We start from the raw sequence: 23,094 nt of genomic DNA on the forward strand, positions 1-23,094 counted from the left end.
TTTCTTTAGGAGAAAACTTTCCCATAAAAAATGCACCTCCAATTGTTAATTGTGTCTAACAATTGGGGTGCACATCACATGGACGGCTCATTGTATTTTTTTCTTAGCGTGAGTTTTTTCTAAAATACTGGCAGTACCCCATGCCCATCAACTTAAGAATTTTCACCACCCCTAAATACAAAAAACGGTATTCTTTCTAAACAATCTAAGAAAAAAGCAACCTTTTCGGGAGATAGGCATGTATGGTGACCCCTAACAAGAGTTTTTGCACCAGAACCATTTTGTTTGATGTTGAGGAACAAAAAAAGCAGCTAGCAAAAGCTAACTGCTCGGCTTTCCAAGGGGGATTGGAAAAGTATCATGTCATCAAGAGTATTGACAGAATATCAAGATTTATACAAAGAAGAAGAGGAAAAATGATAAAATATGAACCTAGTTTGATAGATTACTTTCATAAGAACCGATTTTTATATGCATTCATTATTGAGTATTTATGAGTACTGCAACACAATCAGTAATTGAATCGTTTACTTTTACTTGTGAACGATTTTATTATTTTTCCAATCAATTTGATATTGATCTACAGATGTGTTTTCATGCTCATTGAGTGCAATATTTTTTGTATTAAATCCTTTCCATCCTGTTGGTTTTAGTAAACCGTATTTATCTTTCTCTCTACTATGTTTCACAGATAAATCAGTTGAATCCTCATTTTTATCTGCAGTTATAATTGCAATTGTTCCTGGTTGAAAACCATATGCTGTTAAACTTGGCAGTTTATCTTGAGGTACTAAATTATCTATCGCAGAACGAACTCCAGACGTCGTAACCATGAACAATTGGTTACCATTAAAGATACTACTGAATGAATCCCTATCGTAAAATCCATTTCCATTATAAAATTTGTCAAAGGCAACTTTCCAATCTACTTTTTTATTCGTACTATTTTCTAGAAATGTTTTATAATCTGCTTGGTCATATGATACAGTAGTTGACCAAGATGCACCAGCCGATGCACTTGCTCCAGCCCCTTCTTGTTTAGCTTCCACACCACCACCTACATTATATGCAACTGTAGAAGATACATTCTTTGTTTCTATCGAATTTTTTGGTAAAACTTTATAGAATGCCGCACTATCATTACTTGTGATTTCTAATCCCGTTTTAAAAGCCGACGTCCAATCCATATCAGCATCATAATAACTATTATTGTAATATTTTAAATTTGAACCAATGTTACTTCCTTCTGTGGAAATAACAGCATATTTTTTATCAACAGTTGGGTCGTCAATAAATGAAACTTTAATTGAATTCTTTATGTTTGCATCATTATGGTAAGTTGTGTCCAAACTTGTCATAACTTTTGCGCCGCTTCCAATTTCTTCAATTGCTTTTAGAGAATCAGCATGTGCAGATGTAGAACTAAATGCTAATGATCCACCAACAACAGTGGTAGCTAGTGTTAAAGCTTGTACTATCTTTTTTGTTTTTTTCATGTTTTTTCTTTTTGTAGTCATTTTCATTCTCCTGTTACATTTTTAAGTTTCTAGTGTTAAAAATAAAATTCATATCAATAAATTCATATTAATTTATATTTCTTTCAAATGACTTACATAAGTATTACAAAAGTCTTTCATTATTTTAATTTGTAATAACTGAAGCACTAAACATTAATGCGGTAAGACTAAAACATATATTAGGGGTCACCATACATGCCCATCAACTTAAGAATGTAGAATTACCCCAAAACGAAAAAATAAGTTTTTTTGTTACAAGTTAGCACAAAATTTCGTTCTGGGGGTACTATAAAATTTCCGCTTGATGGCGATGTGGTAGCTACCCCAGTGTACACAATGACAGTATTTCTTGCACCAGAACCAAATAAAGTAATTAAATGTAAAAAATGGTTAAAAATCAAAATGCATGCTATTATTATATAGAGAATTATAAATTAAAAGTGGCATCTGGAAGGGAATAGTTATTAATGAAAACAACAAAAGGGAAACTATCTTTTAGCATTGATATTATAGGCTTTATAGCTTGTATAATAATGCTTATTGTAACTTTGGTTAATTTTAGAACATGGTTACATCCATTTTTATTCTTTACCTTAGGACTAACCTTCTTCATTAATATAGTAAAGACCCCTAAGGGAAAAGGGCGTAATTCAAATTAAAAATTTGATTCTTAAATGCTTATATTTTATAAAGTATGTTAGTATCTTTTTAATAGTGGTCACCATCCATCACCATCAAATTAAAATAAATTTGTATCCATATAGCAAAAAAATCGCTATTCTTTTTGTAGAAATATACAGAAAGGATGGCATTTTTTATGAATCTTTCGATTCAAGATGAACTCCAATTATTTGCTGAGGAATTATATCAATATTTTACTCCTTCATTCTTAGAAGAGCTTGCTAGAGAATTAGATTTTGTTCAAAGAAAGCGTAAGTTTTCAGGGCATGACTTAGCCACTATCTGTGTTTGGGTGAGTCAACGGATAGCGAGTGATTCTTTAGTTAGACTGTGTAGTCAACTACATGCAGCTACAGGAACCCTTATTAGTCCAGAAGGACTAAATAAACGCTTCAATAAAAAAGCTGTTTGCTTTTTAAAACATGTTTTCTCTGCATTATTAAAAAATAAAGTTTGTGAAACCTCAGTGATTCCCAGTTCTTCACTTACCCATTTTCAACGGATTCGCATTTTAGATGCAACAATTTTTCAAGTACCAAAACACTTAGCTAGTGTGTATCCTGGTTCGGGTGGTTGTGCACAAACAGCAGGTATAAAGATTCAATTAGAATATGATTTACATAGTGGACAGTTTTTAAATTTTCAAGTTGAACCAGGGAAGAATAATGATAAAACCTTTGGAACAGAATGTTTAGCGACATTACGGCCTGGCGACCTATGTATTCGAGATTTAGGTTATTATTCACTGGACGATTTAGATCAGATGGATCAACGTGGGGGATATTATATATCGCGGCTGAAATTAAATAATATGGTGTATATCAAAAATGAGTTTCCTGAATACTTTGGAAATGGGACAGTAAAAAAACAATCTCAGTACATCAAGATTGATTTAGAAAACATTATGAATACCTTAAAACCGGGACAGGTCTATGAAATAACAGATCCTTATATTGGAAAGGATAAAAAACTATTTACACGCGTTATTATATATCGGTTAACTGAAAAGCAACTTCGAGAACGTAAGAAAAAACAAGTGTATAAGGAAAGTAAAAAGGGTATTACGTACTCAGAGAAAAGCAAACGATTAGCTGGTATGAATATTTATGTCACCAATACACCTTTGGAATGGGTTCCGATGGAACAAATACATGATTTTTATTCCCTTCGTTGGCAGATTGAAATTATCTTTAAAACTTGGAAATCCTTATTTCAAATTCATAATTGGCAAAATATCAAACGAGAGCGATTAGAATGCCACATTTATGGAAAACTCATCGCTATTTTTCTATGTTCTTCTACAATGTTTAAGATGAGACAATTAATTTTACAAAAGAAACAAAAGGAATTAAGCGAATATAAAGCCATTGGAATGATACAAGATCATCTATACATCTTGTATCAAGCAATACAACAAAACACTCAAGAAATAACCAAAATCTTGTGCCGTCTATTCAACCTTTTACTGAAAAATGGACGAAAGTCTCACCGATATGAGAAGAAAACAGTCTTTGATATCCTGGGTGTTATTTATGAGTATAGTGGATTGGAAAAACAAAGGAAACTCGCATGATTTTTAAAATTGGGTTGATTGAGGTTTATTTGATATGCTCATTTTTAAGGACACAAAGTATTTTAAGAGTTTTTCCGTTCATATGAATGAAAGTTTATTTTGTTTGGGTTCTTAAGTTGATGGGCATGGGGTCACCATACCAAAAAAAGAAAATTGTACGTTTAGACACAATTTAGACACATTTAAACTGATTCCTGTACGTTAAGGAACCGATTACTTAGTTTACTACTTTTTTTAAAGAATCAAATAGTGAAAATTTCGTGGAAATTTGCTTAACGTAAATTTTATATCAACTATTACGTTGGAGTACAGCCAAGATACGTGTATTATCTACTATGAAAATCAGGAATATTTAAAGTATTCTAAGAAGAAGAATTGAGTGATAAGCTACGTTAACTACTTGATATCTTAACTAAGTAAATTATGTATTTAACGTATTCAAAGTAGTGCAATGAGAAGGTATCGAATAACGTTGCTTGGATAAACCGTGTCTCTTAAGAGCTCCTTAAGGCGCGTCCGTTACCTGGAGGGCAACGAACGGTTGTAGACTTCGATGTTGCAAGGATCGTTGTCAAACAAATTGTTTACATGTATTCAATGTAAAACTCTTATTAAATTAAGGTTTTTACTCCTAAGTATAGATAACATGTATATCTCGTCTGTATCCCTTTTTGACTAGTTCTTGATTGACCAAATAAGTCAAAATACCTTTCTAAATTTTTCACTGATATTCCCCCTATTTTATCTTATTCAAACTTGCATTCCAATAACCCATTTCTCATATGCCTGTTTCTAAAATAATAATTTAAATTGAGACCTCTGAGAGATCCCAATTAATTAAAAAGTAATGTCTCCACTTGTTACATCATTTACAATTTTTATACTAATCCCTCTAACATCTCAAAAACTTCTAAATTATTTTTTTGGTAGTTCAGGGAATAAATAATGTAATATACAGATGGTCAAACGTCTGGATTTACCTTTATACGGATATATATGCATATACATCGATGGATTAAAGTTTGCCTCAATAATTCCATAAGCATTTTTATTAGCTGCAGGAACTTCTGTATTTTCAATAATCAAATCAATACCACTAATATTTGCTCCAAGCGCCGACACAGCATCTACGGCAATTTTCTTATAATCATCGGGAATTTGATCTGTCATATCAATTGAGTCTCCACCTGTACTGACATTAGAATTTTCTCGCAGAAAAACAATTTCATCACTTGTTGGAATAGAATCTTTTCGATACCCTTGAGCTTTAAGCATTAGGACCTCTAATTCACCTAATTGTATATTTTCTAAAGGTGTTCTATGGTCCATTCCTCTTAATGAATTCAGGTTCTTTTGAGCGACTAACTCTTCAATCGTATGTGAACCGTCTCCTATAACATTGGCAGGAATTCGTAATAAAACGGCAGAAACTTTGCCATCTAGCACAAAAAATCGATATTCTGTTCCATTAATAAATTCTTCTATTAATACTGATGAGTCCTCTTTAAATGCTATTGTGAGTGCTTTGTGATAGTCTTCGTAACTTGCTCCGTCTTTTTTAAAGATAGATATTCCTAAACCATAATTTGTTGTTTTTGGTTTAACGACAAAAGGCTTTCCTGCAAATATATCATAGGAACGTAAAGCTTTTTCTATATCATTAAATTCCTCACCTATTGGTACACGAAATCCATGCTGTTGAAGAATTTTCTTTGTTACTGTTTTATTTTCCATAATTAATGGTGATACATAACTATCTTTACTTGTCATATTCCCATTCTTCACATATTCAATATGGTTTCCTAGCTGTAGTTTTAAAAATTGATCTTGTCGATCTAAAACGTCTACTTGTATTCCCTGTTGAATAGCATCAAACATTAAAATTTGTGTAGACAACTCCATGTCAGTAAATCCTGATAGTTGATATGGTTTATCCCATGCTTTTTTATAATTTTCTTTAGCAATACGGGAGGCTACCTGACTTTGACTACTTTTTATAATCTCTTTATAAAGTCTTCCAGCTAAAGTCTTACTTGGATCTTTTAGCATTTCTCTCAAGTTAACAAACAAGGTATTCGAAATCGTTATGTCTAACAGCCCTGTTAAATGTTCCATCTCATCAATAATACGCTCAGCATCTGTTTTAAATTGCGTATGTTCTAACGGATGTTCAAGAGACACTACATTATTTTGAAAGTCACCGATTTTTACCCATTCATCATTATTATCGTCTTGGTCAATCCAGAGTAAATAGATGAGGAAAAGATGTAGAAATTCTGCTTGTTCAAGGCTAATTCCATATGTTTCAAAAGGATTTAAATCTAGGTTTCTTAATTCAATATAACGAATACCATGATTTTTTAAATCTGAAACTTGAGGACCACCCCTTAAACGGACAGAGGCATAAAATTCTTTTTCTTCTAATAACACCCCTTTACTCACCAGCGAAGAAAGATCAGATATATAGTTCTGTAAACTACTATAGGATACTTGAACATCATTTTCATTACTATAACCATGTTTACTATTTCTAATGCTTCTTACGGCGCCATTTAAAGGATTTATTTCAAAGAAATTCTTTTCACTACTAGGAGAAGCACCAAAGAAATAAGTTATTAACCATCGATAGTGTAAATAATTCCTTGTGACTTTCAGATAAATTTCTGTTTTAAATTGATGATAATCTTTTATTTCTGATTGTAATTCAAATAATGCCTGAATCAAATCATCACTAAATTCAAAATTGTAATGAATACCACTAATCATTTGTTTTCGTCGACCATAAGAATTAGATAAATATCGACGATATAAAACATTTTCATGATTATTAAGTTTCGCAATAACAATATCTTCTTCTTTTTCGGGTAACTGTGGTGGCATGCTTAATGGCCAAAGCATTTCGTTATCTCCCATAGAACGATAGGCAACATCATGAATAGCTGCTAAATAATTAAATAAATCTCCTAGTGTCTCGGTAACTGGTGTGATTAATTCCATTTGTGTTTCAGAGAAATCTCGCTGAATATAAGGATGTTCATCTCTTACTGAAATACTTTTGGGATGTTCCGTTTTAGCTAAACTCCCTGATATGTCAACTCGTTGACTTTCTTTTTCAACTCCAAAACGTGCTTTTAATAAATATGGTTTAATACGGTCATTGTTTAACATTTTTTTCATTTCCATATAAACTGTACCTCCTATCAACTCAAATATTTGATATAGAAATAGCTAAAATTATAATCATTATTTTTTTGAATTTAGCATTTGGACATTAATGGCCAAAGCATTTTATTCTTATCCACGGAAGGAGAAGGGATTTCGCGAATAGCTGCTAAGTACTTAATCATATCTTCTAATGTTTTAGTATTAGGCTGAATATATGATCTTGTATCTCTTATCGAAACGGATTTAGAAGTTTCAGTTGAACTTTCAAATAAGTCAACTTGTCGATTTTCCTTTTCAATCTCATAACGAGATTTTAATAAGGATGGTTTAATACGGTCATTGTTTAACATTTTTTTAATCCACATGAACTCTTCCTCCCAATATATTTGTTTTTACAAACGATATAATATGACAAAATATAACAATCAAAAGTACCCGCATCTCTACATGCGGATACTTTTGTTACTATATTTTGCTGTAAATTTAAATACTTCATATGCCATTAGAATTGAATATTATTGTAAATAAGAATCATTTTAAATACTTCATATGGAAAGAGAAATGTTCATTTAAGAAAGTGGAAATAAAGAAGTAGCTATGATCATAGCCCTCCATTTTTTTATAAGTTACCATTTGAATATTTTTTTGAGCGTTCTCTAAGAAAATATGCTCTTCCAATTGTTTCGGATAAAACTCGTCTTGACTACCTTGCATAATAAGAATAGGTGGAATTTTAGCTTCTTTAATTAATTCTGAAGCATCCCATTCTTTCCAAGAATCTTTGTCTTCACCTAAATAAGAGGTGAAAGCATTTATTCCCCAGGGGACTTGACTAGGGGTTAAGACTGGAGAAAAAGCAGAAACCGCTTTGAATCTCTTAGCATTTTTCAAACCGATCACTAAAGCCCCGTGTCCTCCCATTGAATGCCCCATTATGCTTTCTTCACCTGAAAAATTAGGTATTATAGTCGAAGCAATGGATGTTAATTCATCTACTATATACGAATACATTTTATAATGCTGTGCCCAAGGATCCTGGGTAGCATTTAAATAAAAACCTGCCCCTTGTCCAAGATCCCATGCTGCAACATCAGAAACGTATTCTCCACGTGGTGAAGTATCTGGCATAATCACTGCAACTTGATGTTTTTCAGCCAAACGTTGAAATCCACTTTTTTGACTAAAATTATCATCTGTACAAGTTAAACCAGATAACCACCATATAAGTGGAATTTTTTTCTTTTCTTTATTTGATGGTAAGTAGATACTAAATTTCATATCACATTGCAAGACTTCTGAATAATGGCTATACTTACGTTGCTCTCCTTCGAAAGAACGATGTTGTTCAATACATTTAAGACTCATTATCTCACTCTCCGTAAGTTAAAATCGTACGAATGGATTCACCTTTGTGTAATAAGTCAAATGCCGCATTGATGTCTTTAAATTCTAAATGATGAGTAATAAATGAATCTAAATCAATATCACCATGCATATAATCTTCGACCATTTCTGGAAGTTCAGATCTTCCTTTAACTCCACCAAAGGCTGATCCACGCCATACTCGGCCCGTTACTAATTGGAATGGACGAGTATGAATCTCTTTACCAGCACCAGCTACTCCGATAATAATACTTTCGCCCCAACCTTTATGACATGCTTCAAGAGCGGATTTCATTACTTCAACATTACCAATACATTCGAAGCTATAATCCACGCCACCATCTGTCATTTCGACTATAACTTCTTGAATTGGGCGATCATAATCTGCAGGATTCACAAAATCAGTCGCTCCCATTTTTTTAGCGAGTTCCCATTTTTGGGGATTCAGGTCAACTGCAATAATTCGGCTTGCTTTTGCTTGAACCAATCCTTGAATAGCTGCTAATCCAATCGCTCCTAAACCAAATACAGCTGTTACAGCTCCTTCTTCAACTTTTGCAGTGTTGTGTACAGCACCAATACCTGTAGTCACACCACATCCTAATAAAGCAACTTTATCTAACGGAGCGTTTTCATCGATTTTAGCTAAGTTAATCTCATTAACAACTGTATATTCACTGAATGTACTAGTTCCCATGTAATGATAAAGGGGCTCTCCATTATAAGAGAAGCGAGTTGTTCCATCAGGCATTAAACCTTTACCTTGTGTTTCTCGTACAGCACTACATAGGTTTGTTTTACCAGAACGACAGAATTTACATTCTCCACATTCAGGTGTATATAGTGGAATAACATGATCCCCAGGTTTTACTGAAGTAACTTCATCACCTACTGAAACGACAACACCAGCACCTTCATGGCCTAATACAGCAGGAAATACTCCTTCTGGGTCGTCACCTGATAATGTAAAAGCATCTGTATGACAGACAGAAGTATATAGTATTTTTACTAATACCTCTTTTGCTTTTGGCTCTTCTACATCGATTTCTACGATTTGAAGTGGCTCCCCTGGCTTAAATGCAACAGCAGCTCTACTTTTCAACTGAATCCCTACTTTCTTTTTTTATTGTTTACACCACTAAGATTACACTTTATAATTTTAATTACAATACTGACAAATTTGTCACTATAAACATTTTTTTCGCGAGAGGAAGGTCAAAAATTATGGTTATTCATTATAAGGACAAGGAATTTTTCACTGGAAAAGATTTAGCTTTATCTGTGATAGGAGGGCGTTGGAAAATAGCAATTATATGGTGTTTGTTACAACGTTCGCCATTAAGATTAAGTGAAATACAAAAAAAGCTGCCTGAAGTTAATCAACGTATGTTGATTAGACAATTAAGAGAATTAGAAGACGATAAAATAATTACTCGATGTGTATACCCCGTAGTGCCTCCTAAGGTTGAGTATGAACTTAGTGAAATTGGTCATCAACTAGAGAATGTTGTAACAGCCATCTGTGATTGGGGAGATGACTTTAGTGATTTTGTAGAAAAAGATTCGGACGAACTTAGTTGAAGAAACAAGTAAATATCGATTCATTAAAAATAGTGCGTAATTGTATGACTTAATCCATAAATTTGCATACAAAAAACCGATAAATTTGCATCGAATGCTGTAAAGTCATACGTAACGACTAGTTAAGATAATTAACGAAAATATACGCTAAGTAAATTTCGACATAAAATGAGCCGAATTTCCTACTCTAAGGAATATTCGGCCCATATGCTTTATTTAGGTTGTAATTTGTTCTCTTCATATTCTTTTAGTATTTTATAAAAAGTATTTTTCTTAAGTCCTAATAGTTCCATAAATATAACGCTCGTTATCTCTCTTTTTTTCCACTGTTCATAAGTTTCTTCAATTATAATTAGTTGCTTTTGACTTAATGCTGAAAGGGTAAATGGAGGACGCCCTAAATGCTTACCTTGAGATTTAGCAACTGCAATCCCTTCTGCTTGTCGCTGATGGATTTTTTTACGCTCTTGATCTGCAACATAGGAAAGTAAAGATAAAAACTGATCTTCCATTAATCGACCCATATCACCCATCTCTCGAAATTTACGACTATCAAACAGTGTTTCATTTTCTAAAACAACAATATCCGCTTGTAATTCTCTTGTTATGTATTTCCACTCCGCAATTACTTCATCATAATTACGCCCCATACGATCTAAGGCATCTATGTAAACAATATCACCTGCATTCAATATTTTTCGTAATAATTGATACTGAGGACGATCAAAATGTCGTCCACTTGCTTTATCTACAAAAATGCGCCGAGCTTCCACTCCTCTTTCCATCATCTTATGTAATTGACGTTGTTCATTTTGATCTTTTGTGCTTACACGTATATATCCATAAATATTTGCCACGTTTGAGATACTCCTTACATTTGTTACCATAATTATACCACTTTTGTTTATAAAGGTGTTCATTAAAAATAAACGTTTATAAAGCAACTCTAATCACCTTTATAAACTTGATATTTCAATGTTCCATAAGTGTGGACCCGCCGTTTGTAAAGGTATACCTTTATAAACAAGTTGTTTTTTTGAACCGAGCAAATCTGTTTCAAAAGGTGTCAGTTTTTAAGATGCATTTCAAAAATGAATTTTTGAGTTTTTGGAACTAATACTTTATGTGATTTTCATAGTTCCAAAAGGTGTACCTTTTGAGACTGCCAAAATATGATTTGATTTTAAAATGAGATTCATGACACATTTAAAGCTATAAATAGCAAATTTGACCTATGCCAAGTAACTTGCAAAACAAGTTACCGGGTGTTAAAATCTAAACAAGAGCTAACTTGTATAACAACTTACTGAAAGAGGGTGAATTGATGCACAGCCAAATGCTAAAAGGAGTATTAGAAGGCTGTATTTTATATATCATCTCACAAGACGAAGTATACGGTTATGAACTGAGTACAAAGTTAAATCAATATGGCTTTACATTTGTGAGTGAGGGAAGCATTTATCCACTTCTATTACGTATGCAGAAAGAAAAATTGATTGAAGGGACTCTAAAAGCATCTAATTTAGGGCCAAAACGTAAGTATTATCATTTAACAAAGAAGGGTTTTGAACAGTTAGAGGCATTTAAGGAGAGCTGGGATATGGTATCAACAACAGTAAATCAATTACTAAGGGGAGAAAAGAAAAATGAAACCTGAAGACATGATTAAACTTAACAATGAAAAAAGAAAACTATTAACAGAGGAAAATGAATTGTCTTATAGTAATATTCTTGTATATATACGTTGTTCAAATGTACCTGAACAGCAAACAGAAGAGTTATTGTTGGAGATTTTAGAGCATCTTCTTGAAGCTCAAAAAGAAGGGAAAACTGCTTACGACGTTTTTGGGGATAACTTACAATCTTATTGTGATGAATTAATTAATGCTTTACCTCAGCAAACAATGTTCGAAAAATTCTCGAATATTGGTTTTATGATTAGCTTACTGCTTGCTATACAATTTGGAATAGATACTATTTCTGCTATAATCATTTCGATTTCCCCAAAAAAACATCAGTTTCAAGGTTTGTCATTTGATGTTTTGGATATTTTGTTATGTGTCACAATTCTTACAGTCGGCATATACATTATTTTTTATATATTAAAAGGCTTCTCGTTTAATGTAGAAATGAATTGGAAAAGACGAATTACGTTCGGGTTAGCTGTTTCTATCCCGTTCGGTTCAGTGGTACTCTTACATATATTTTTTAAAAAGCATCCTTATCTTACTTATAATATAAGTATATGGCAAGGTGCCTTGGCGGCTTGCTTCTTCTACATTTTATATAAATTTTTATTTAAGGCTTCGAGGTTTTAAGGATTTCGTACATTAGAAAAATGTACTTCTGATAAGTGGGATTATGGCAACTTAAATTTATAAGAATAACCCCTTACCATTTCAAAGGTAAGGGGTTATTCTACTGCTGTTCTATAGTATAAATAAAGCTATTTTTTTGTTTTATTTTAGAAATTCCAAATCCAATAGCAATGCCAATTATTATACCCAGAGCAAAGTTATTAATAAGCAACCCGAAAGTTGTTCCCAAAAATATTCCTATAGAAATTCCAATTACCGTTTTTGCATCACTTTGTATATTTTTATCCAAAAAGTTATATCTCCCTTCATTAGAATTATGAATGTTAAATAAATGCCATATTTATAGTATCGTGAAGATAAAAAACACGATATTTTAATTACATAATATTTTTTTATCATTTGTTAAAATAAATTATAAACTCTTAATTTGCAGTGTTTTGAATGTATACTTTTCTTTCTGTTTTGAGGATACCAGGAGAATTAGAATAAAGTATGTGTTTTTAGGTGTGTGAAAGTAAACTAATGGGTAAAAGTTTACTTTCGGGTTTTGAATCATTTATAGCTAATTTTGTAATAAATTTCTCAATATAAATATACTTGTTAATTATGGTATTAATATTCAAAATTAACAAAAATTAAATTATAATAAAAATGTGATGGTTATCACTTTTGTTTACTCCTTGTGCTAAAGATAAGATTGTGTTCCCGATCTTATCTTTTTTCTTTGTAGATTTTTGATACAAAAAAAGGAATCCTTATAATAAGGATTCTGCAACAGGAAATAACAAAAATATAAATAATAAAAAGAATTACTTATATTATATCGTATATATTAATAGAATAATATTGAGAAACATTTACATAGATCCGTTAAGTATTACATAGTTTAAGTTAAGCTAATTTCAAAAATTGATATACTAGGCATACAACTAGTATTTTGGAAAAAAACCACGCTAAGCAAAAATACAATAAGCTGCCCATATAGACAGCTCATTTACATAATTATCGTTATCGGCAATCAAAAATATTCTAGTTCTATCATGTTGCCTTCAAAATTTAGCTAATGACTTGTAATTTTCTTAAATAGAGGTAATACCAGTAAACCCACATATAAGGGATGATATAGGAGAAAAATGTCCAAATAATATTCCATCCGTTACCATATACGATTTTCCCACTTAAAACTAATGTCATTTCAAGAAGAGTAGTAAATAGCGATATAAAAAAGACCATCAAGTAAGGTCTTTTGGTCTTCTTTATAAAGAATATCAAGTAACTTGCCAAAATCGGATAAATTCCTATATTAAAAGGTAAGCCAGACATAGTTTTTTGATCAAGGAAAGGAGCAATTCTCCAAAAACCACAATAAAGGCCGAATTCATTTACGACAAAAGCAACGACACAACAAAATGAGCCAATTAGAGGTATAATTTTTCTTTCTTTTTTGTAAAGGTGAAAAATTCCAACAGTCCAAGGTAATACAAATGCAATTAGAATATTAAATAGCATTTTTACTCTACCTTCCTTTCTCTATAACCATCTTCACCTTACTCCTTATAATTTAAACTAAAAAAGTTTTCCAAACCAACACAATATGATAATTACAATCAACTAAGTTATGATTTAATTATAAGACTACTTAACTCTTATTTTGTTTTCAAAAATATATCCCATATACAAATCTAATTTACATAACCCCACTTATCGGTATTCAATGTATCTAGAAAAAAACCCTTCAGTTTACTTGGCTGAAGGGGTCTCGTATTTTACATAATTACCGTTATTGGAAGTTATTTAGAGTAACAATCTAAAAAAAGCATTAATTAATTTGTAGGACGTTCCAATCTTCTCTTAGTAAGCCAAACACATGTATGTCATGGAATTTGCCAAATCTAAAAATTTCATTTCGTAAAGTACCTTCTTTTACAAAGTGACATTTTTCATATGAACGAATTGCATTAGTATTGAAACTAAACACTTGCAATTTAATTTTATTAATGTGAATGTAATTAAAAATAAACGATATTAAAGTGTTCATAGCGTCTGTACCAAAGCCTTTATTTTGCCATTGTGTTCCGATAGAAATGCCGACAAAACAAGTGCTGTTTTTCCAATTGATTGCGAAAATACCACATGATCCAATCAGTTCATTTGATCCCTTATCAAAAATACCCCAAAAAAACTCTTCTTTTTTGCTACTAATACCATTGAAAAAAGTTGTATTGTCTTCCAATGTCGTTGGAAATGGAATATCATCGTTTGCAAGTAATAACGTACTTTTTTCATTTTCCATTTGAGCAAAGTACTCAAGGTGGTTTTGTTCCATTTGTTTTAATATAACCGTTTGACCTGTTAAAAAGTGATTAAAAAATTGTTCCATGTTATTCTCCCTTTTATTAAGGGGTGTAGTCAGAGGTACGCCCCCTTAGATTTTTTGCTGATTAAACAAAACATCTACTGCAATCGTCACAAACATATGCACAACTCCTTTTATTTAATACTTTAAATATACCTTATAAATATATGTTTGAAAATATTGACTAATTTCAATGATTCGCATTAAGGAATCAAAGTTCTTTTTTTATATCCTATACATGCTCGGTTGACATAACGTCCCATTATCGGTAGAAAGGAAAAAAGCGGACCCTTACTCTCATAGGGAATCCGCCTTTTTTTGTTCTATGGATCTATTCAATTTTTTATATATTCCTATCTTGGCGCGGTTTTAGGGTTCTCGTTTGTTACTGAATTAGTCGAAAAACTGTATGAAATCTTGCATGCTCTTAGCGTAGTTTTTTTCCGAAATGTTAGCGGTAGCCCTAATAACATTTACTATCCGTCAATCCGAAGAACAAAAAGAACTTGTAGGAATCACTACAAGTTCTTTTCAGACAATGTATAAAAGGTGAATCAAACTATCTCATTACTCGTAACGGGGAAACCATCTTACATATGGCTTGATGTTATTATATAACAAATATTAACATCTATAGATTTTATTTTTGAAAATTATGTGAATTAAGAAAACAGAATGATTTATCATTTTCTCTTCCTAAAAAATCCATTTAGTTATTTCGCATAAATAACTTTAAATTAATATCTACATCATAATTAATTAGTGAAAATATAAGTATAGGTGAATAGAGAAGAATGTAGCATTCTTACAGAAAGACCTATATTTATATTTAGGATTAATTAACTATAAGAAAATGAATTTCATGTTATCACTAAATATAATTCTTAAAAACATGTAAAGCACTGACATTCTGACCATGTATTTTTGAAAGGGTTTGGAATTATATATTTTTCACAAAAAACAAGATATAATTATTATTGAAGAGCAATTTGTAAGTCCCATTGAAATATGTGGTAAATTTACATGGGATATGAAATGCATATTCGAAAAGAGATAATGCACTTAAAAAAGTGTTCTTATCTCTTTTTTACTTATATAATGAAGAAATCAATTGTTTAAAAAATTTTGGCCATAAATCAATGTATTGAGGTACGGGATTCAATTTTCCATTTTGTTAAATTTCATGTTTATTATATAAATTTTATATAACAAAGAAAAAGCACCCGTTTTGGATGCTTTTAAATCTTTTCTATAATATAAACTAATGTCTTTTTTGATGGTGCATGATAAGAGTAACCTTGATTATTATGAACATATATTTCGTATTTACCCATCACTTTAAATCTTTCAGTTTCAGATTCACCGAACTTTGTTACAGAGTCGCATAAAATAGTTAAATCTATTCTATTATTGCATAATAAATTAGAAATTTGTTTTTCGGTATATATTTCCCCAACCGCTAATTCTTTCAACATCTCTCCATATTGCATAATTTCTCCACCTTCCCAATCTATTCATTCAACAGAAAACATAATTATCCTTTTATTCAGATGAACAAAAAGCCATCGCCGAAGTGACGGCACTAAAGAGGATGGGAGAAACAAAGAATCTTCCTAGTTCCTTTTCTAATCGTTCTAACGCATCGACACACTCATTAGCTACGGTAGTTAATTCCTTAATGTTTTCGTTATCTTCTTTTTTATCTATATCAACTTTCACTGAAACTACATTCCATATCATTTCGAGAAAATTGTACGCTAAGAAGTTTATTAAGGCTGGAATCACTTAACAGGCGTTTATAAATGTTTGCGTTCATAGTTATAGGGGTACGGAAACGATTCTGGGTATGAAGGGCGACTCTGTAAAAATATTCAAATAAATACAATGAAAACCGTAAAAATAAATTATTTCTACGGTTTTATGTTTACCTAAGGCCTTTTTAATTATTTTACAACAATGAAAAACTCACCTGGCATTTCTTTTTGTGCATCTTGGAATATATTTAACATTAATTCTGCATATGTACCCAAGTTTTTTTTACTATCTTCAAAGAATTCCCATTCAATTTTTACAGGACCTATAAATCCCGTTAAACAATCCCACAATGCACTAGCATTTTTCCCATAAAAATCAGGGAAATCTAACCTTTCTTTTAATATTTCATGGAATACTTTTTGATTTGTAAACATCCGTCCATCTAATTTTACTATTTTCATACATGTACCACTCCTTATTTTATTTCAGTGAATGTTTCGTAATGATCCCCCTAATGAAATAACGTATCTAACTATTTGGGTTCACTTCATATCGATGTGCCCCAAATAGCTGACATCCTACATCAAACGAAATACCAAAATATACCTTTAAAATGATATAATAAAATACAGAATACTATACATAAAACTACAGGAGGCTATTAATGGATAAAATTTTTGATCATATGAAAACAAGGTTCATTTTTATGTGGGCTATTATCTCTTTTGTAATAATGATGTTTATTTTGCCGTTATTATTCAAAGAAATTCCTAAAGATGTAAAGCTAAATATTGCTCTTATTATTTCAATTTATGCTATCCCTATGTTTTGGATTGGTTTTAAATTTAAAAAATATAATATCTCGTTTAAAACTTACTTGTCAAAACCATCTTCCTTTTCTTTTAGAAAAATCTTTGCATCAGCAATTATGACTATGCTTTTCGGGTTAGGTATGTTATTGCTAATCGTAATGGTATTTTCATTAATACCAAAGAGCACTTCGCTAGAGGATACCAACGAAATAGTTAAAACACAAAGCATGTGGTTTGTTTTAATGAAAGCTATAACTCTTTCTTTCATCGCTCCTATCTGTGAAGAAATTTTGTTCAGAGGCTTTATTCTTAGTCGTTTTACGTATAAATTCGGAATAAAAAAGGCAGTTATATTCTCTTCCATCTGCTTCGGTGTTTTACATCTAAACAATGTATTTGGAACCACAATATTTGGGATTATTTCTTGTTTAATGTACTTGAAAACTAAAAGTTTATTCCCTTCTATAATAGCTCACATGGTTAATAATATAATTGTAGCTTCAAGAGATATCTTTTCTGCTTTAAAGTCTACAACTACAAGCACACCTTCAGCACAACCTGAATTAACTATCATTCTTTTAATGTCTATTGTGCTAATAACAATTGGATTAATGTGGATTATTCCTTTTATTAGAAGACATTCTGAACTATTAAGATATGATAGTTTACCGCCTTTAAAGTACACCACAACCTAATTAAAATTGTTATGATGTATAAAAATAGTAATAGAAGTTTTTGAGTAGTAAACGTAATCATTTGTAGTACAGAAAAGGATAGATAAGGCTAAAATGCCTTTATCTATCCTTTTCTCTCACATATTATGTGAAGGTTTTTTTTGTTTTGGGCTTGATCTGTTTTCTTAAGTTGATGGATGTGTATGGTGAGGCCTGATAGAGACATAGAACCTACACAGTGTTTTCGATTCTAGATTAGGGTGGTAACAAATCACATTTAGAATCTAATGGTATAAAGGTTATCATACCAAATGATCCTGAAAGAGATGTTGTAAACAAGATTATTTATGAGGAGAATCAATTTGAACAAAAAAATTATAAATTTTTCTGTATATTGTACTTTGAATGTCTTTATGTATCTAATGGCATATTTCTTTGCCATAAAACCTGCTATTATTACAGCAACAACTGTGGACTATAATAGGATGAAATTTTTAACTATACTATTTGTACTTACAGTAATTTCAATCCTATATGGCTTTATAATGAAAAACAATTGTAAATTACAAAAGGGAGTGCTTACAAATGGAATATAAACCTTTGATAATGGGTTACTTGCATACTTGGTCTAAGGGATTCTTTGGTGGATATGAACAAGGTTCAGCTGCAGCGTTAGATTTAACAGATGTACCGAAGGAATATAATGTGATTGTAGTGTCCGATATGAGATGTTCAGGTAGAGGTATAGAAATACCTACCTTTAGACCTTATGATAAATCAGATAAAGAATTTCGTGAGCAAGTAGACCAGTTAGCTTTAGAGGGACGTCAGGTACTTCTTAATCTTGGAGGTGCAGATGCCCGTATTGAATTACGTAAAGGAATGGAAAAGTACTTAGCTGATGAGATTATTAGATTAGAAAAACTCTACGGATTTAGTGGTATTTGTATAGGTTTAAATCAAAGTACTTATGAGGCAGGTAATAATTGTACCGTTATTCCAGCAGCTTTGAAAAATGTAAAAGATTTCTACAAAAATGAAGGTAAACACTTTTTAATTGCTTTAGCTCCTGAGTTTCCTTACTTGCGTGATAATGATAAATACCTTCCTTACCTTGTAGGACTAGAAGGTTATTATGATTTGGTTTGTCCCCAATTTTATAATCAGGGTGGCGAGGGCCTATGGGTTGATGAAGTTAGTGCTTGGCTCGCACAAAATGATGATGAACGAAAAGAAGATTTTCTATATTATGTGATGGATGCTATAGCAAGTGGTACAAAAGGGTTTATTAAACTTCCTCATGATAAGTTAATAATGGGTCTTCCTGCTAACGGTGACGCTGCTGCTACAGGATATGTTACTGATCCATCCGCTGTCTTGAATGCTATGGAAAGGTTAAAGCAAAGCGGAAACGCTATTCGTGGTCTGGCGGCATGGTCAATAAATTGGGATGCTGGTCAAGATAAGAATGGTCAATCATATTCTTATGAATTTATTAAACGATATAAAGATATTGCTACACGAGTCTAACTAATCGACTTTTATTAAACTAGCTGAATTAAAATGATTTTTTAAAGAGCCTTTTCTTATATAAGGGGTCACTATATCATTTCGGGAAAAATGTACGTTTAGAAATAATTTGGACATAAATTAACCAAATACGCTGCTTTTTTATTTTGCATAGAAAAAGGAACCAATAAAGGCTCCTTAGTTTGATTCTGAAGTTTTGTAGTTTTTCTTGATGATATTCTTTATATCGATGATAAAGGATATCAGAAATATCACAACCAGAACAACATTTATCCAGTAATATGTATTTCCTATTGTAAATTTATTATAAAAAGATTGGACATTATACAATATCAGCATTGCTGTTAAGAAAGCGGAGCATGCTAACGCACCAAAACTTTTCATAATGGTCACCTCAATTCTTAAATTTATGACTTTCAATTACAATTATACATTTAAATAAAAGGATTTACAAAAGGTTTAAGATATATAAGGGATCACTATATCACTCTGGGAAAATTGTAGGCTAAGGCCTACAAACCCTTATCATTACAAGCTGAATACATGTTCAAAAAGATAAAAACCTAAGTTTAATTGAACATTGATTTGTTTACACACTTTATGAACATGGTTATAACTAGAAAACGTTGATATTATTGAGTTTTATTTTCTGTTCATAAACATAAAATTTTCTGTACACAGGCTAAACATTTCTGTGAAATTATTGTAATATTTGTAATGATAAGTTAGAAAAATAGAAATTAACCTTTAATTCTAACAGTATTTTTAAACGTATGATGAGTTTTTAAGAAAGAGTAAACCAATTGCCTTTAACGTGATATAAAAGAAAAAATTAGGACCTTTATGTGTGTTAAATGACTATAAATAGCAATGTTTAGGGTATTCAAGTTCATTGCAATTTAAAGTGATTTTAACACCGGTGAAACAACAATGTTTAGAATTATTAGTACAATTAAAGTATAAAATTTAATTGTAAAGAAGGGATCATTTTGAGAGAAACAATTAGTAGTTATGAAGATTTATTAGAGATGTTAGATTCATTATTACGTGAACCAAATCAGTTTTGGGATGATTTTTATTCTAATCGTGAAAAAGGAATCCCCTTTTTTGCTAATAAACCAGATGAGAATTTAGTGAAATATTTTGAGGGAAAATTACTTAATCCAGGAAAAGTCCTGGAACTCGGATGTGGTCCAGGCAGGAATGCAATTTACTTTGCTAAAAAAGGATGTTTAGTTGATGCAGTAGATTTATCGCAAGAATCAATTCAATGGGCAACAGAACGAGCGAAAGAGCAAAATGTAAATGTAAATTTTATTTACGACAATATTTTTGACTTACAAATTGAAGAGGGGGCATATGATATTGTGTATGATTCAGGATGTTTTCATCACATTGCCCCACACAGAAGAATGAGTTATATAAATTTGGTAAAAAAAGCTTTAAAACCAAAGGGGCATTTTGCAATCACTTGCTTTGTTCAAGGTGGAGAATTAGGTGGAGCAGACATAACAGATTGGGAAGTATACAGATTACGAAGTCTTAAAGGAGGACTAGGCTTTACAGATGAAAAGCTAAGAACCATTTTTAAAGACTTCTCTGAAATAGAAATACGTAAGATGAAAGAAATTGAACAATCAAATGAAGTATTTGGTGTGCCTGCGCTATGGACAGCTTTATTTATGAAAGAGTCTACTAAACAATGAAAAAAGATGTATTACTATAAGTAAATTATATTATTTATTTTCACTAGCAAAGATTACATAAAAAAATAGCCGATTCCTTAACGTACAGGGAATCGGCTATTTTTTGTCTGAAATGTGTCTAAACGTACAATTTTCCCGAAATGATAAGATGACCCCTACTACACAACTAGCTCTTTAATGGTGTTAAGTATCCCTTCTGAATAAGAACCTATGGTTAAACGTCCATGTCCATTTTTTGCCTCACTTGTAGCATTCTCAAGTAAATAACCGAATTTTACAGCCTGTAACATTTTTAAGTCATTACCACTATCACCGAAGGCGATTGCATTTTGTCGGTCTATCTTAAATTTTGCTAATATATATCTCACAATCTCGTCTTTTCCAGTCCCTAAAGGGATAAAATCAATATCATATGCATTCTCTGGGTCTCCAGCCAAAGGATTACATTGATTGATGTTTATACTAATTTTAAAATCACTAGCAACTTGTCTAATATGGTTAAGGTTTAATTGATCGTCCTCTTCATTCTTGCAGAAATAGTAGTAATTGCTTTTGTATTTTGATGCACCCATCTGTGATTGGCTATCTAAAGCAATATTTTTAGAAGCTAACAAATCAACTATCTCTTTTATTTTATCGGGATGGTAATTGCCATTATCAAACCTGCTAAGCCATTCTTCATCAATTTCACCTTGTTTTAACTTGTTGAAATAATGAATTTCTGTTCCCAAATCACTTGCAATAAAATGAGGAAGATACTGAAATCCACCCCTCTTCATTTTTTCAAGAACAGCCTCAATGTCACTACCCGTTACCAAGCCAAAAAGTAAACCAGAAACCCTACTTTTTTCTACGATAGTCTGTTCTAATGCTTGTATTTGACTTTTTCGTTCGGTGGTTAATTGGTGAGGAAAGTACGTTTCATCAAAATCACTAAATACAATGTATTTAGGATTTGGTATTTCTGGTAAAGTTCTAAAAAGATTGTAGTCCATAGAGTAACCTCCATAAATTCTTCTCTCATTCACCTTCATCTTACCATAAATATCCAATCGCTTGTATAACTAAACTGCCAGTTAATTGAACAAGAAACAATGAATATCCTATACATGCTCGGTTAACATAACGTCTCATTATCAGAAGTGCGAAAAGCTAGTATTTTACTAGATTTTTTAATCAGTAAAAAGTCATATGCTTTTTATCTTCTTTATAATATTGTAAACGATCTTGTAAAGTACCAGTATGAAACTCAAACTTGTGACCATCTGGATCTGTAAAATAAATAGACCGTTTATCTCGGTCATCTCTTTCTCGTCCAGGTAAGATATTAACATGATTTTGAATTAATATTTCTTTTAAAGAATCAAACTCATTATTTGTTACAGTGAAAGCTATATGTGTGTAAGAGCACTGAATTTCGTTTCTTGGTATACTTTCTTCCACATTTAGAGCAATCCATAAACCATTTAAATCAAAATAAGCTAACTTTCTACCTTTTACTAATAATTTCGCTTGAAGTATAGTTTGATAAAAATCAATAGCTTTCTCTAGATTTGCAACTGAAAAACAAATGTGGTTAATACTTTGTATCATGTTCCATTCTCCTTGTTAATTGATTAAGTTATATATCCCATTATAAGTAAAAAGACGTTTTTCTACTAGGAGTACAGACCTATCACCAGCTAGCTAGGGAAAGCAAATACTCCAAGACGAGAAGATTAACATCCCAAGATTAAGATGTACATTTTTTTGTTTTTGGGAGATAGCAAAGAGGGATTTTTTATATGCACTTTACTATACCGAACTAGATTTCGGTATAGTTTTTATTTGCAATTCATTGTGTCTTCTTTACCAAACAGGTATAAAAATCAATATTATGAAAGTAAACTACTGGGTAAAAGTTTACATTCGGATTTTGAATCATTTATAGCTAATTTTGTAATAAATTTCTCAATATTGATATAGATGTTAAATATGGGTTTATATCGAAAATTAACAAAAAATATAATATCATAAAAATTAAGATGGTTTGTGTCACTTGTT

22 protein-coding genes are annotated in these 23,094 nt (G+C 31.5%); 7 read left to right on the forward strand and 15 right to left on the reverse strand.

What is annotated here, in order from left to right:
* Positions 1-533: 533 nt before the first annotated feature.
* A complete protein-coding gene (locus JDS80_RS27570) occupies positions 534-1,517 on the reverse strand; it encodes a beta-channel forming cytolysin (RefSeq protein WP_199640492.1) in 984 nt (327 codons plus the stop codon).
* A gap of 817 nt (positions 1,518-2,334) precedes the next feature.
* On the opposite strand from JDS80_RS27570, the gene JDS80_RS27575 reads away from it, so the two are divergent.
* Complete coding sequence (locus JDS80_RS27575) at positions 2,335-3,771, forward strand: IS4 family transposase (protein ID WP_199640493.1); 1,437 nt, start codon at positions 2,335-2,337, stop codon at positions 3,769-3,771.
* A gap of 915 nt (positions 3,772-4,686) precedes the next feature.
* Here JDS80_RS27575 and gshAB read toward each other — a convergent pair.
* From gshAB to JDS80_RS27595, 4 genes are all read right to left on the reverse strand, one after another.
* Positions 4,687-6,954, reverse strand: coding sequence for a bifunctional glutamate--cysteine ligase GshA/glutathione synthetase GshB (gene gshAB, locus JDS80_RS27580; RefSeq protein WP_199640494.1), 2,268 nt, complete (start codon positions 6,952-6,954; stop codon positions 4,687-4,689).
* Positions 6,955-7,028: 74 nt separating this feature from the next.
* Positions 7,029-7,301, reverse strand: coding sequence for a UDP-N-acetylmuramoylalanyl-D-glutamate--2,6-diaminopimelate ligase (locus JDS80_RS27585; RefSeq protein ID WP_199640495.1), 273 nt, complete (start codon positions 7,299-7,301; stop codon positions 7,029-7,031).
* Between the two features lie 166 nt (positions 7,302-7,467).
* Entirely contained in the window at positions 7,468-8,301 is an 834-nt protein-coding gene (fghA, locus tag JDS80_RS27590; protein ID WP_199640496.1) for an S-formylglutathione hydrolase, read from the reverse strand.
* Between the two features lie 4 nt (positions 8,302-8,305).
* Entirely contained in the window at positions 8,306-9,421 is a 1,116-nt protein-coding gene (locus tag JDS80_RS27595) for an S-(hydroxymethyl)glutathione dehydrogenase/class III alcohol dehydrogenase (protein WP_000842153.1), read from the reverse strand.
* 122 nt (positions 9,422-9,543) lie between these two features.
* Here JDS80_RS27595 and JDS80_RS27600 point away from each other — a divergent pair, with 122 nt between their 5' ends.
* Entirely contained in the window at positions 9,544-9,900 is a 357-nt protein-coding gene (locus JDS80_RS27600; RefSeq protein ID WP_000234699.1) for a winged helix-turn-helix transcriptional regulator, read from the forward strand.
* 212 nt (positions 9,901-10,112) lie between these two features.
* Here the strand turns inward: JDS80_RS27600 and JDS80_RS27605 are convergent, their stop codons facing one another.
* On the reverse strand, positions 10,113-10,787 hold the full coding sequence (locus tag JDS80_RS27605) for a recombinase family protein (protein WP_199640497.1): 675 nt from the start codon (positions 10,785-10,787) through the stop codon (positions 10,113-10,115).
* Between the two features lie 437 nt (positions 10,788-11,224).
* On the opposite strand from JDS80_RS27605, the gene JDS80_RS27610 reads away from it, so the two are divergent.
* Both JDS80_RS27610 and JDS80_RS27615 read left to right on the forward strand, forming a co-directional pair.
* On the forward strand, positions 11,225-11,557 hold the full coding sequence (locus tag JDS80_RS27610) for a PadR family transcriptional regulator (protein ID WP_088038745.1): 333 nt from the start codon (positions 11,225-11,227) through the stop codon (positions 11,555-11,557).
* Positions 11,547-12,218, forward strand: a complete 672-nt coding sequence (locus JDS80_RS27615; RefSeq protein WP_199640498.1) for a DUF1129 family protein — start codon at positions 11,547-11,549, stop codon at positions 12,216-12,218. The genes JDS80_RS27610 and JDS80_RS27615 overlap by 11 nt, the downstream gene beginning before the upstream one ends.
* Positions 12,219-12,318: 100 nt before the next feature.
* Here JDS80_RS27615 and JDS80_RS27620 read toward each other — a convergent pair whose 3' ends face one another.
* The 6 genes from JDS80_RS27620 to JDS80_RS27645 all read right to left on the reverse strand — a co-directional run bounded on the left by JDS80_RS27620 (position 12,319) and on the right by JDS80_RS27645 (position 16,790).
* Complete coding sequence (locus JDS80_RS27620; RefSeq protein WP_199640499.1) at positions 12,319-12,507, reverse strand: glycine zipper domain-containing protein; 189 nt, start codon at positions 12,505-12,507, stop codon at positions 12,319-12,321.
* Between the two features lie 767 nt (positions 12,508-13,274).
* The gene (locus JDS80_RS27625; RefSeq protein ID WP_199640500.1) at positions 13,275-13,727 is read right to left on the reverse strand and encodes a CBO0543 family protein; all 453 of its coding nucleotides are present in this window, start codon (positions 13,725-13,727) and stop codon (positions 13,275-13,277) included.
* 310 nt (positions 13,728-14,037) lie between these two features.
* Positions 14,038-14,598 (reverse strand): GNAT family N-acetyltransferase, encoded by a 561-nt coding sequence (locus tag JDS80_RS27630; RefSeq protein ID WP_199640501.1) that lies wholly within the window; start codon positions 14,596-14,598, stop codon positions 14,038-14,040.
* A gap of 1,214 nt (positions 14,599-15,812) precedes the next feature.
* Entirely contained in the window at positions 15,813-16,064 is a 252-nt protein-coding gene (locus JDS80_RS27635; protein ID WP_199640502.1) for a hypothetical protein, read from the reverse strand.
* Between the two features lie 52 nt (positions 16,065-16,116).
* Positions 16,117-16,293, reverse strand: a complete 177-nt coding sequence (locus JDS80_RS27640; RefSeq protein WP_199640503.1) for a hypothetical protein — start codon at positions 16,291-16,293, stop codon at positions 16,117-16,119.
* Positions 16,294-16,517: 224 nt separating this feature from the next.
* A complete protein-coding gene (locus JDS80_RS27645; protein WP_199640504.1) occupies positions 16,518-16,790 on the reverse strand; it encodes a barstar family protein in 273 nt (90 codons plus the stop codon).
* A gap of 203 nt (positions 16,791-16,993) precedes the next feature.
* Between JDS80_RS27645 and JDS80_RS27650 the strand changes: the two genes are divergently transcribed.
* Positions 16,994-17,836, forward strand: coding sequence for a type II CAAX endopeptidase family protein (locus JDS80_RS27650; RefSeq protein WP_199640505.1), 843 nt, complete (start codon positions 16,994-16,996; stop codon positions 17,834-17,836).
* A gap of 564 nt (positions 17,837-18,400) precedes the next feature.
* On the forward strand, positions 18,401-19,345 hold the full coding sequence (locus tag JDS80_RS27655) for a glycoside hydrolase family 18 protein (RefSeq protein ID WP_242477442.1): 945 nt from the start codon (positions 18,401-18,403) through the stop codon (positions 19,343-19,345).
* Positions 19,346-19,522: 177 nt separating this feature from the next.
* Here JDS80_RS27655 and JDS80_RS27660 read toward each other — a convergent pair whose 3' ends face one another.
* Complete coding sequence (locus JDS80_RS27660) at positions 19,523-19,729, reverse strand: hypothetical protein (protein WP_088099316.1); 207 nt, start codon at positions 19,727-19,729, stop codon at positions 19,523-19,525.
* Between the two features lie 605 nt (positions 19,730-20,334).
* On the opposite strand from JDS80_RS27660, the gene JDS80_RS27665 reads away from it, so the two are divergent.
* Positions 20,335-21,051 (forward strand): class I SAM-dependent methyltransferase, encoded by a 717-nt coding sequence (locus JDS80_RS27665; protein WP_199640506.1) that lies wholly within the window; start codon positions 20,335-20,337, stop codon positions 21,049-21,051.
* A gap of 158 nt (positions 21,052-21,209) precedes the next feature.
* On the opposite strand, the gene JDS80_RS27670 is transcribed toward JDS80_RS27665, so the two are convergent.
* A complete protein-coding gene (locus JDS80_RS27670) occupies positions 21,210-22,046 on the reverse strand; it encodes an HAD-IIB family hydrolase (protein ID WP_199640507.1) in 837 nt (278 codons plus the stop codon).
* A gap of 181 nt (positions 22,047-22,227) precedes the next feature.
* Positions 22,228-22,644 (reverse strand): FosB family fosfomycin resistance bacillithiol transferase, encoded by a 417-nt coding sequence (fosB, locus tag JDS80_RS27675; protein WP_078204197.1) that lies wholly within the window; start codon positions 22,642-22,644, stop codon positions 22,228-22,230.
* Positions 22,645-23,094: the final 450 nt, after the last annotated feature.

The sequence above is a fragment of the Bacillus cereus group sp. N8 genome, from assembly GCF_016483685.1.
GTDB lineage: Bacteria > Bacillota > Bacilli > Bacillales > Bacillaceae_G > Bacillus_A > Bacillus_A proteolyticus.

What these genes read in the sequence shown, in the direction of transcription:
- JDS80_RS27670 (WP_199640507.1), bottom strand. Translation starts at nt 22,046, where the DNA reads ATGGACTACAATCTTTTTAGAACTTTACCAGAAATACCAAATCCTAAA.
- JDS80_RS27605 (WP_199640497.1), bottom strand. Translation starts at nt 10,787, where the DNA reads ATGGTAACAAATGTAAGGAGTATCTCAAACGTGGCAAATATTTATGGA.
- gshAB (WP_199640494.1), bottom strand. Translation starts at nt 6,954, where the DNA reads ATGGAAATGAAAAAAATGTTAAACAATGACCGTATTAAACCATATTTA.
- JDS80_RS27570 (WP_199640492.1), bottom strand. Translation starts at nt 1,517, where the DNA reads ATGACTACAAAAAGAAAAAACATGAAAAAAACAAAAAAGATAGTACAA.
- JDS80_RS27630 (WP_199640501.1), bottom strand. Translation starts at nt 14,598, where the DNA reads ATGGAACAATTTTTTAATCACTTTTTAACAGGTCAAACGGTTATATTA.
- JDS80_RS27600 (WP_000234699.1), top strand. Translation starts at nt 9,544, where the DNA reads ATGGTTATTCATTATAAGGACAAGGAATTTTTCACTGGAAAAGATTTA.
- JDS80_RS27610 (WP_088038745.1), top strand. Translation starts at nt 11,225, where the DNA reads ATGCACAGCCAAATGCTAAAAGGAGTATTAGAAGGCTGTATTTTATAT.
- JDS80_RS27615 (WP_199640498.1), top strand. Translation starts at nt 11,547, where the DNA reads ATGAAACCTGAAGACATGATTAAACTTAACAATGAAAAAAGAAAACTA.
- JDS80_RS27650 (WP_199640505.1), top strand. Translation starts at nt 16,994, where the DNA reads ATGGATAAAATTTTTGATCATATGAAAACAAGGTTCATTTTTATGTGG.
- fosB (WP_078204197.1), bottom strand. Translation starts at nt 22,644, where the DNA reads ATGATACAAAGTATTAACCACATTTGTTTTTCAGTTGCAAATCTAGAG.
- JDS80_RS27645 (WP_199640504.1), bottom strand. Translation starts at nt 16,790, where the DNA reads ATGAAAATAGTAAAATTAGATGGACGGATGTTTACAAATCAAAAAGTA.
- JDS80_RS27635 (WP_199640502.1), bottom strand. Translation starts at nt 16,064, where the DNA reads ATGCAATATGGAGAGATGTTGAAAGAATTAGCGGTTGGGGAAATATAT.
- JDS80_RS27625 (WP_199640500.1), bottom strand. Translation starts at nt 13,727, where the DNA reads ATGCTATTTAATATTCTAATTGCATTTGTATTACCTTGGACTGTTGGA.
- JDS80_RS27585 (WP_199640495.1), bottom strand. Translation starts at nt 7,301, where the DNA reads ATGTGGATTAAAAAAATGTTAAACAATGACCGTATTAAACCATCCTTA.
- fghA (WP_199640496.1), bottom strand. Translation starts at nt 8,301, where the DNA reads ATGAGTCTTAAATGTATTGAACAACATCGTTCTTTCGAAGGAGAGCAA.
- JDS80_RS27575 (WP_199640493.1), top strand. Translation starts at nt 2,335, where the DNA reads ATGAATCTTTCGATTCAAGATGAACTCCAATTATTTGCTGAGGAATTA.
- JDS80_RS27660 (WP_088099316.1), bottom strand. Translation starts at nt 19,729, where the DNA reads ATGAAAAGTTTTGGTGCGTTAGCATGCTCCGCTTTCTTAACAGCAATG.
- JDS80_RS27655 (WP_242477442.1), top strand. Translation starts at nt 18,401, where the DNA reads ATGGAATATAAACCTTTGATAATGGGTTACTTGCATACTTGGTCTAAG.